Source organism: Arthrobacter sp. H14, from assembly GCF_000520495.1.
In the GTDB taxonomy this organism is placed as follows: domain Bacteria; phylum Actinomycetota; class Actinomycetes; order Actinomycetales; family Micrococcaceae; genus Arthrobacter_C.
Genome location: NZ_AZRX01000442.1, coordinates 1 through 8,487, shown reverse-complemented (window position 1 = coordinate 8,487; position 8,487 = coordinate 1). Strand labels below are relative to the sequence as shown.

Genomic DNA, 8,487 nt, shown 5'->3' with positions numbered 1-8,487 from the left:
GCATTCGCCACCGATGAGTTCCCGCTCAATGACTGCAACTGTCTTGCCGGCTTTCAGCAACCGCCCGGCCGCAACTTCACCTCCCGGGCCCATGCCCAGAACGGCAACGTCGAAATGTTCACTCATGATTATTCCTTTCAATCCGTTACAAATTACGGGTCAAGCGCAGCACGATGTTGGCATTTCGTTGTGGAAAATCCCGGCGACCAGACGCAGGCTCTCGGATATGGTCAGGTATGGGGCCCAGGTATCTGCGATCTGCCGGGTCGTCATGCCGGCCTTGATGGCGTAGGTTGCCGGAAGCATGATTTCGCCGGCGTTATCGCCGATGACGCTCACGCCGAGAACCTTCCCCGTACCAACCTCCGCGACCATTTTGATGGCACCCCGGGTGTCCTGATTCACCAGCGCCCGGGGCACGTCGTCGAAACTCATCACCCGGCACTCGCACCGATAGCCGGACGCGATCGCTTCCGCCTCGGCCAGCCCCGCAGTGGCCAACTGCGGACGGGTGAAAATCACTGCCGGGAGCCCGGTGTAGTCGACACCGGAAGACGGGATGCCGGCATCGCCGCTCAATGCATTTGTTGCCGCGGCCCTCCCCGCGGCCGCGGCAACGTAGACATACTGCGGTGCGCCAGTGACATCTCCGGCTGCAAAGACCCGCCGGTTCGTCGTCCGCTGGCCACTGTCAACAGAGATGAACCCCCGTTCATCGGTGGAAATCCCCGCCGCGGGCAGATTGAGGCGCTCCGTGCGGGCGGTTCGCCCGGTGGCCACCAACAGTTTCTCCGCGCTGGCGGTAGAACCGGAACCGGTTGTGACCACGGTCTGGCCATCCTTGATGGCGGCGGAGACAGCATGTTCTTCAAGCAAGGTCATGCCGTCATCCGCCAGTACCGAGCGCAGTATGTCAGACATTTCCGGTTCCGCGGCTGGCGCGGTCCGGCCGACAATCGTCACTTTGGTTCCCAAATGCGCGAAAAGCTGCGCCTGCTCAAGCCCCACGTATCCGCCGCCAATGATGACCATTGACTTCGGCAGCTTGGTCAGCTCCATGGCTGTGGTCGAGGTCAGGTAATCCATGTCCACCAGTCCCGCCACGTCGGGCCGTGCCGGTTCGGCGCCGGTGGCAATGATGAAGGAGCCCGCGGAGACCGGCTTTCCATCGGCCAGCAATGTGTCGTCATCGGAGAACGAAGCTTCGCCGCCACGGATTTCGAACCCGTAGGCGTCGGCGACGTCGGCGTACTTCGCGCCCCGGAGCTGGTCGATCAGCTGATCCTTTTGGTTGACGAGCGAGGCCAGGTCCACATCCTCCGCGGAGGTCGGCGCACCGGGAAATGGATTTGTCTGCGCGGCACGGCGGGCACCTGCTGCGGCCAGGAGCGTCTTGGAGGGGACGCAACCTATGTTGACGCAGGTGCCGCCCAGTGCACCGCGCTCGATCAGGACCACCGACTTACCGGCCTGCCGGGCGCTGATCGCTGCCGCCATCGCCGCTCCGCCGGATCCAACCACGGCCAGGTCAAACTCATACTCGGTATTCAACACGAAGCTCCTTCCCAAATGTCTCCACCCAGCATGAACCTTCCAGTACTGTGGAAGGTCAAGGGCGTGGAATCAACAAGGGAACAGCCATGCAGATTGGTGAACTGGCTGCGGCCGCGGGCACGACGACGAAAACACTGCGGTTCTACGAGACCGCCGGCCTCATACCGCCCCCGTCCCGCACGCCCTGCGGCTACCGTGACTACCCGGAGGAAATGGTTCCCCGGCTCAGCTTCATCCGCAGGGGCCAGCGCGCCGGACTGGCCTTGGCTCAAATCCGTGAGATTCTCTATCTCCGCGACGACGGACAGCCGCCGTGCGGACATGTCGAGACGTTGCTCGCCGATCGGCTGGCAGAAGTCGACCAACAAATAAGCGACCTTCGTGAGCTCCGCGAAACAGTTGCCGGGCTCCACGAGGCCAGCCGGTCGGCAGACCCATCACTGTGCCAAGCCGATCAGGTCTGCCGCTATATTTAGGACGCCCGATGGATGTGTCAGCGGGTAATTACTTCATAGGCCGCGGCGGCAGCTGCACCGTAAGCAAGGTGCGGAACGATGTCCATTGCCCAACTCGACGCCGGCCATTTCCTCGGATCGGTCAGACCCAGCGCCGTCATAGGGACGCCACTTCCGGCCATGGCAGCCACGCTCGAACCCAGGACGGCCACAGGCAGAGGCAGATCTTTGCGAGAACGCAGGAGACCATAAGCGGCTCCGGTTCCCAATCCCGTCACGAAGCCGGGCAAGGCGCCCAAGCCCTTCTTGTGGTGCGTGGAGTTCTCCTCGTTCCCCAGTGGCATACCGATTTTCTCAGCCAGTTTTCCTGCAGCCTCTACCGGCATCGAACTCGGCGGCCGTGCCCGTATCGCCATATCGGCGTAAGTAACGACGTTGAGGGCTACCGTGCCGACTGCACCGGCGATTAGACCAAGCTGGAGCGGCTTCCGGGAAACGGTTGTCAGACGCGCCATAACCTCGTCCTACTTTCCACATCAAAAACACTAAGCTTACTGACCACTATTCCACGGCGTTGATTCATCGGCCAGCGAGAGTTTTCTCAGGCCTTTGAAGGGGAATGTAGCCAATATCCTCAAAGGCCAGCACCGCTGCAGTCATACTTGCGGCCGTTTTCCAGTAGGTGCGGTGGAATCGGCCGCTTATCTTCGACTGTCAAGCAGGGTGACTGCACCGTGAGGACTATATAAGCCGGGACCGCGCCGGCCACTGCTTCGGTTCAGGACGCGGTTGCAGCACTTTATCGATGGAAATATCGAGCTTTTCATTCAGGAAGGCGACCGAACCAGCAATGTTGCGATAGGGAAAAAACGGCTGGGGATAAGACCACGCCATGTCGGCGGGAGCATCCTCGCCCCTGGGGCTCCAATAGTCAGTGGCGAAACCTTTGTAGGGGCAGATGCTCACTGTGGGGCTTGATACAAGACTTTCAAAGTCGACATCCCGCCTCGGCAGGTAGTACCGCACAGGCAGCCCTGTTTCCCAAAGAAAGACTGCCTCACTCGACTCGCCAATCACGACTTCGTTGTGACTCACAGTCACCAAGCGCGAACTTGACAAGGCATCAATATGGACGAAGGGGTCATGGGGATGTTCGAACACCTCCTGATCTTCTTCATACCAATGATCAAGTCCGCCACGCTCCCAAGTGACGCCTGTATAACCGTCGAAAGCCTTCATCCGCCACGCTCCATGGCGGATGGTCCGGTCACCAACGACGACATCGAACCAGGAAGTGACGCCGAAATATGGGTGGTGGTAGCGCTGTGAGGCTGGCGGGCCCGTCGGTACGAGATTTTCCGGGCGCACGTCCCTATTTTGAAAGAGGTACCTTGGGACCGGGAGCTCTTCTTCCCATATCAGCAGTTGATCGCGGCTATCGACCACCAGTGTATTGCCGATGAATCCGCGTACCCATCGAGCGCTCGGAACCGGTTCTCTGATTCTCTGGGTCATTGGTTGAACCTTTCCGAGTTTTCGTGGCACGCCGTAATCCATGAATCGGCGCTGTATTGACCTAAACGTATGGAGCAAGCGTTTAGTTTTGAACTGATGAAGCGTCACGAGCAGCTGCTCACCACAAACATTAGTAAAAGTCGGGTTTCACAACCGGAAATGGAGGCGGTTAATGACTCAGCGGTTGGTGGTCATAGGGGCCGACGCGGCCGGGATGAGCGCAGCCTCCGCGGCACGACGGGAACGGGATGCGGATGAGCTGGAGATCATCGCGTTTGACCAAGGCAACTACACCTCTTATTCCGCCTGCGGCATTCCATACTTCATCGGACGCGACGTCGACGAAGTCACTGAACTGATCGCACGGACCCCGGACGAATTCGCCCGGAATCACCACATCGAGGCGCGGATTCGTCATGATGTCCTCAATATAGACTTGGACCGCCGGGCGGTTTTGGTGCGGGCGCGGCACACGGGGGCCGAGGCTTGGGAGGGCTTCGACCAGCTAATGATCGCCACGGGTGCGACCCCGGTTCGACCAGCGCTGCCGGGAGCCGATGCCGCTGGCATATATGGCGTACAAACCCTTGACGACGGCCTCGCCCTCCGTTCCGCTCTCGAGCGGGTCCGTCCCCGGCGGGCCGTCATCGTCGGAGCAGGTTACATTGGTCTGGAACTGGCCGAGGCGTTGTGCGCCTGGAATGTGGAGGTGACTCTCGTGCACCGGGGACCGGCTCCCATGGCCACGCTCGATCCCGACATGGGATCAATGCTCATCGAAGCCATGCAGGGCTTCGGAATGACCCTGCGCCTCGGCGAAACGGTGACCGGCTTCGAAACTGATGCGGGCCAGGTGACAGCAGTGGTTACGGACCAGGGCACTATACCGACCGATCTCGTAGTCCTCGGGCTGGGCGTCCGTCCGAATACCGCGCTGGCGGAACAGGCCGGTATATCCCTCGGTCCTGCCGGTGGGATTGCCGTGGACCGCCAGTTGCGCACGGGTGCCGAAGGTGTGTGGGCCGCCGGGGACTGCGCGGAGAAATTCCACCGCGTAACGCGCCGCCCTGTAACGATGGCGTTGGGCACACACGCCAATAAAGAGGGCCGGACGGCGGGAATCAATATCGGCGGTGGATATGCGGCCTTTCCGGGGGTGATCGGTACGGCCATTACCAAGGTGTGCAACCTCGAAATCGGGCGGACCGGTCTCGGAGAGGCCGAGGCAACCGAGGCCGGTTTCGACCCGCTGACCGTCGCGGTCGACTCCACCACCCGTGCCGGCTACTATCCCGGTGCGAAACCGATCCGGACGAAACTCATCGCCGAACGTGGCACTGGCAGACTCCTCGGTGCACAAATCGTCGGCGAAGAAGGCGCCGCTAAACGTATCGATGTCCTCGCAATGGCGTTGTGGCACGAGACGACGGTGGAAGAGTTGCTCAATACCGACCTGGGGTACGCCCCGCCGTTCTCACCGCTGTGGGACCCGGTCCTGATCGCCGCCCGTATGAGCTGGCAGGCCGTCTCAGCAGACCGGATGCTGGCGGACCGCCGTCCTTAACGGGGCTGATACCTGCGGCAATCCGAAGATCTGCCTTGGCAGGCTAATCTACTTCTGCGAGGGTCAACGCGTATTGGTTTTGTTCGTCGGCCCATTGGCCGATGGTCTTCAACTGGGCGGCTTCCAGTTCCGCGATAATACCGCTGGTACGGAATTTGGCTGAGATTTCCGTACGCAGTTCTTCGCCTTCCTGGAACCAGACGTCGAGGTTGATTCCGGGCAGGTGCACCAACATGGGCCTGGTGGCGCGGAGCCTCATTTCGATCCACTCCTGCTCCGGATTCCATACCGCTGCGTGTTCGAATGCCTCGACATCAAAATCGGCCCCGAGCTCGGTATTGAGTACGCGCAGCACGTTCCGGTTGAAGTCGGCCGTGACTCCGGCGGCGTCATCGTAGGCGGGAATGAGTACGTGTGGCGGGGTGATCAGACCGGTTCCCAGCAGCAGTGACCCACCGGTGGGAAGAAGCAGGTCCCTGACATTCTGCAGGAACCGGGCACGTGCCTCGGGTTCCATATTGCCGATCGTTCCACCGAGAAAGGCCACCAGGGTCGGTCCCTTATGCGGGACCAGATGCAGCTGTGTTTCGAAGTCGGCCGCCACGGCTTGCAGGTCCAGGTCAGGAAACGCACTTGAGAGTTCGTCGCGTGCTTCCAGAAGGGCGCCGTCGCTGACATCAACAGCGACATAACGGCGCAGCGGTCCCGCCTTTTTCAGCGCGTTGAGCAGCAGCGGCGTTTTGCGGGAAGATCCGGAACCGAGCTCGATGAGCGTCTCCGCGGGACCTGCGGCCGCGATGCTCTCAGCATGGTTGGTCAACACTTCCCGTTCGGCCCGGGTCGGGTAGTACTCGGGAAGTTTGGTGATCTGTTCGAACAAGTCGCTGCCGTTTTTGTCGTAGAACCATTTGGGCGGCAGCGTTTTCGGTGATCCGGTCAGTCCGGCGCGCACGTCGGCGCGGAGGTTGCGTCCGTGGTGGTCCGGAGGCAGATGGTGGATTATGTCGGGGAGTGCGTCTGAGACGGTCATATCAGTATCGGTTCTTTCCATTCGACGGAGATAGGGCGGACATCCACCCGGTCGGCGGTGGCGGTGAGCAACGACTGGTCGGGCACTTCGTGCCAGTTACCGTCGTCGTCGGAGGGTTCGCTGGCGACCACCGTTCCGGATGGCCCGCAACGCCAGAAGAGGGAGTCGCCCGCGGCGGTGGCGGTGATGGTCACGCCGTCCGTGAGCAGAAAGTTCAGCCGTCCGGTAGTCAGTGCGGACACCTCTGTGACTACGGTCGCCAGCGCATTGCCGGCAGTTTCCCCGGCGTCCAGTTTTGCCGAAATCAGCCCCCACAGCAGCGCCGAATCCACGCGGGATTCGAGGCCAAGCAACCGGTCCGCCGGCAATTGTGCCACCAGCGTCTGCGTCGAGTGTGGCCAACCCTCGATCCTGCCGTTATGGCTGAAGAGCCACTTGCCGTCGGCGTACGGTGCGGCAGCTGACTCGTCGGGCGTCGTCCCCGGCGTCGCGGACCGAACGGCGGCCAGCACGGCTGCGCTTGATGTGACCCGGGCGACGTCGGCAAATGAGGGATCCGCCCACATGGGAACAGCCCGCCGGTAACGGGCAGGCACCGGATCGCCAGCCGCGTACCAACCGGCACCGAAACCGTCAGCGTTCACAGTTCCGTGCAGTTGCCGCCGTGGCGCCCAGGATTGTTTGAGTAACCCGTGTTCGGGAGCCAGCAGCAGCTCGGCCAGCGACGTCGGAGGGCCAAGAAAAGCGAGATGACGGCACATGGTCTAGTCCGCCGTCGTTGAGGCGTAGCGGGCGGTTCTGAAACCGGTGAAAATCTGCCGCCGGATGGGGTGATCCCAGTTGCGGAACGTCCCACGGCACGCCGCCCTATCCACTGCCCAGGAACCGCCGCGCAGTACTTTGTAGCCGCCGCCGAAGAACACCTGACTGTATTCCGCATACGGGAACACGCTGAATCCGGGGTACGGCTTGAAGTCGCTGGCGACCCACTCCCAGACATCGCCCATCAGTTGGTGCACTCCCAAGGACGACGCTCCTTCGGGATGGGAGCCCACAGCGGATGGCCGAAGGGTGTCCCCGCCCAGGTTGGCATGCGACGGTGTCGGATCTTCGTCGCCCCAGGGATACCGCCGGGAGCGGCCGGTTTCCGGATCGTAGCGTGCGGCCTTTTCCCATTCGGCCTCGGTGGGCAGGCGCCGGCCGGCCCACCGGGCATAGGCGTCGGCCTCATACCAGCTCACGTGCTGGTCCGGCTCGTCGGCAGGGACGGGCTCCACGAATCCGAAACGCGTCCGCAGCCAGCGGCCGCCGTCGAACTTCCAGTACTTTGGCGCCACGAGTCCTGCTTCATTGCGGTGCGCCCATCCGTCCGCGCTCCACCAGCGGGAGTCCGCATAACCGCCGTCGTCAATGAATTGTACAAAGGCCGCATTGGTCACCGGCAGAGTGTCGATCCAGTAGGCGGGCAGCTCCACCTCGTGGGCGGGGCGTTCATTGTCCAGAGCCCACGGCTCGATCGAGGTTCCCATCGTGAAAGAGCCCGCAGGGACACGGACCTCCCGGGGCAACCGTTCCCTATCAGCAGGGGGCACAGCCTCCGCCGCCCGAACCGGATGCAGGACCGGCTCCCCGAGTCTGAGCTGGTGCGTGGCCAGCATCGTTTCAGCATGTTGCTGCTCGTGCTGGATCATCATCCCGAACACGAAGCCACCCTCGACCAGCGGCGAACCTTCCAACCTGGCACCGTCGAGGATGTCAAGGGCCTTACTGCGGACTTCTGCGATATACCGGCGGGATTCGGTTGGCGGGAGCAGCGGAAGCGAGGGGCGGGTGCTGCGCGGGTTTTCGAAGGCGTCGTACAGGTGGTCGATGTCAGGGCGCAGTGGCTCCCGCCCGCCGACGTCGCGCACCAGCCAGAGCTCCTCCTGGCTTCCGACGTGGGCCAGGTCCCACACCAGTGGAGACATCAGAGGCGAATGCTGCTTTACCAGCTCTCCTTCATCAATGTCCGTCAGGGTATGGACGCGGCTTCGCGCCCGCTCCAGCCCTCCGGCGATGAAGGCCTTCACCGCATCCGAGGAGGCCGTATCGGCTCCAGCAAAATGATTCTCGGTCATCGCGCTTCTTCCTTGCTTGGGGATTGGTCAAAGAAACTTCCGGTACGGCGCCACAGTTCAATCCGATCATCGGCCGGGCAGCGACCCCGCTCGGTATAACGCTCGATAAATGCCGCAACCCTGGACCGGGTGGCCTGATCGGCGCCTAATCTGCCCATGGCTTCCATTGCCGCATTCGCACATGCCAAAGCGGCTTGCGCAAGCACCGGGTCGCTCATCGCGTCACGGGCCGCCGTCGCCATCGGCTGGAGC

General features: G+C 62.1%; 8 protein-coding genes. 2 read left to right on the top strand and 6 right to left on the bottom strand.

The genetic code is table 11. The features are described 5' to 3' along the window. Positions 1–159 precede the first annotated feature (159 nt). Complete coding sequence (gene merA, locus Y707_RS0101165; RefSeq protein ID WP_253905011.1) at positions 160–1,554, bottom strand: mercury(II) reductase; 1,395 nt, start codon at positions 1,552–1,554, stop codon at positions 160–162. A gap of 86 nt (positions 1,555–1,640) precedes the next feature. On the opposite strand from merA, the gene Y707_RS0101160 reads away from it, so the two are divergent. Further along, complete coding sequence (locus Y707_RS0101160; protein WP_026533755.1) at positions 1,641–2,030, top strand: heavy metal-responsive transcriptional regulator; 390 nt, start codon at positions 1,641–1,643, stop codon at positions 2,028–2,030. 17 nt (positions 2,031–2,047) lie between these two features. Here Y707_RS0101160 and Y707_RS0101155 read toward each other — a convergent pair whose 3' ends face one another. After that, positions 2,048–2,524 (bottom strand): hypothetical protein, encoded by a 477-nt coding sequence (locus tag Y707_RS0101155; protein ID WP_051441520.1) that lies wholly within the window; start codon positions 2,522–2,524, stop codon positions 2,048–2,050. A gap of 226 nt (positions 2,525–2,750) precedes the next feature. Then, positions 2,751–3,524: a DUF427 domain-containing protein gene (locus Y707_RS22440; RefSeq protein WP_051441519.1), complete on the bottom strand. Its 774-nt coding sequence runs from the start codon at positions 3,522–3,524 to the stop codon at positions 2,751–2,753. 172 nt (positions 3,525–3,696) lie between these two features. On the opposite strand from Y707_RS22440, the gene Y707_RS0101145 reads away from it, so the two are divergent. Then, entirely contained in the window at positions 3,697–5,088 is a 1,392-nt protein-coding gene (locus tag Y707_RS0101145) for an FAD-dependent oxidoreductase (protein ID WP_026533753.1), read from the top strand. Positions 5,089–5,131: 43 nt separating this feature from the next. Here Y707_RS0101145 and egtD read toward each other — a convergent pair whose 3' ends face one another. From egtD to egtB, 3 genes are read right to left on the bottom strand one after another with little or no spacing between them, the layout of a single operon-like run. Further along, positions 5,132–6,118: an L-histidine N(alpha)-methyltransferase gene (gene egtD / locus Y707_RS0101140; protein ID WP_051441518.1), complete on the bottom strand. Its 987-nt coding sequence runs from the start codon at positions 6,116–6,118 to the stop codon at positions 5,132–5,134. Continuing rightward, positions 6,115–6,879 carry an ergothioneine biosynthesis protein EgtC gene (gene egtC, locus Y707_RS0101135; RefSeq protein WP_026533751.1) on the bottom strand — a complete coding sequence of 255 codons (765 nt, stop codon included), beginning with the start codon at positions 6,877–6,879 and terminating at the stop codon, positions 6,115–6,117. The genes egtD and egtC overlap by 4 nt, the downstream gene beginning before the upstream one ends. A gap of 3 nt (positions 6,880–6,882) precedes the next feature. Beyond that, complete coding sequence (egtB, locus tag Y707_RS0101130; protein ID WP_026533750.1) at positions 6,883–8,235, bottom strand: ergothioneine biosynthesis protein EgtB; 1,353 nt, start codon at positions 8,233–8,235, stop codon at positions 6,883–6,885. Between the last annotated feature and the right edge of the window lie 252 nt (positions 8,236–8,487).

Excerpts from the sequence above, each read along its gene's own strand:
- Y707_RS0101145 (WP_026533753.1), top strand. The coding sequence starts at position 3,697 with ATGACTCAGCGGTTGGTGGTCATAGGGGCCGACGCGGCCGGGATGAGC.
- egtC (WP_026533751.1), bottom strand. The coding sequence starts at position 6,879 with ATGTGCCGTCATCTCGCTTTTCTTGGCCCTCCGACGTCGCTGGCCGAG.
- Y707_RS22440 (WP_051441519.1), bottom strand. The coding sequence starts at position 3,524 with ATGACCCAGAGAATCAGAGAACCGGTTCCGAGCGCTCGATGGGTACGC.
- egtB (WP_026533750.1), bottom strand. The coding sequence starts at position 8,235 with ATGACCGAGAATCATTTTGCTGGAGCCGATACGGCCTCCTCGGATGCG.
- Y707_RS0101160 (WP_026533755.1), top strand. The coding sequence starts at position 1,641 with ATGCAGATTGGTGAACTGGCTGCGGCCGCGGGCACGACGACGAAAACA.
- egtD (WP_051441518.1), bottom strand. The coding sequence starts at position 6,118 with ATGACCGTCTCAGACGCACTCCCCGACATAATCCACCATCTGCCTCCG.
- Y707_RS0101155 (WP_051441520.1), bottom strand. The coding sequence starts at position 2,524 with ATGGCGCGTCTGACAACCGTTTCCCGGAAGCCGCTCCAGCTTGGTCTA.